This is a genomic window from Heliobacterium chlorum, from assembly GCF_014502795.1.
Lineage (GTDB): Bacteria > Bacillota > Desulfitobacteriia > Heliobacteriales > Heliobacteriaceae > Heliobacterium > Heliobacterium chlorum.
Map to the genome: position 1 here is coordinate 1 of NZ_JACVHF010000133.1, position 675 is coordinate 675.

Genomic DNA, 675 nt, shown 5'->3' on the forward strand with positions numbered 1-675 from the left:
TTGTTAGGATATTACCAGCGGTTGCTGCGAGGTTGGGGTTGGAAGCAGTCACGGCAGTATACCGGTTTGTCACCACGGGGTTGGAAGGGAACGGTAGTTTCCTTGCCACAAGCGGAGCAGGTGACGGGATACATTTGACGTTCTTCCCGATAGCCGCCACGGTTGCTGTTGTTGTTTTGAGCTTTCCGAGCTGCCCGGCACTGAGGACAACGGCCAGGTTCGTTAGTGAAACCTTTTTCGGCGAAGAACTCTTGTTCGGATGCGGTAAATTCAAACTCACATCCACAATCTTTACAGGTTAAAACTTTGTCTTGAAACATAAAAAATCCTCCTCATAATTTGCCCTTACTAGGGATATCCGTCAAACCTCCCTAGCCATCTGGCAAACGAGAAGAATAGCGTATAAACCGTATTGGGACTACTTGATAAGTATACATGAAAATGGTCACTAATGCAAGGTGTGGAAAAAATATATTTATAAAAATTAACCTACCAACACACAGACCAATTATCGTCATCATGATATAGGTAGCGGGTACTCATTGTGGATTCAATGCAAGAGTAAGCAACCACCGTTACCCCCCATAATTATTCTTCCCAAACCAAAAAGAAACCAAGGACAATGTCCCTGGCTCTACGTATTCATGTTATCAACCTAATAAACCATAAAGCCTA

Annotated in this window: 1 protein-coding gene; it reads right to left on the bottom strand. The window is 43.9% G+C overall.

Features of this window, described 5'->3' with window-relative positions; all coding sequences use genetic code 11:
* Positions 1-11 precede the first annotated feature (11 nt).
* On the bottom strand, positions 12-320 hold the full coding sequence (locus H1S01_RS20605; RefSeq protein ID WP_188041695.1) for a zinc-ribbon domain containing protein: 309 nt from the start codon (positions 318-320) through the stop codon (positions 12-14).
* Positions 321-675: the final 355 nt, after the last annotated feature.

What these genes read in the sequence shown, in the direction of transcription:
- H1S01_RS20605 (WP_188041695.1), bottom strand. Translation starts at nt 320, where the DNA reads ATGTTTCAAGACAAAGTTTTAACCTGTAAAGATTGTGGATGTGAGTTT.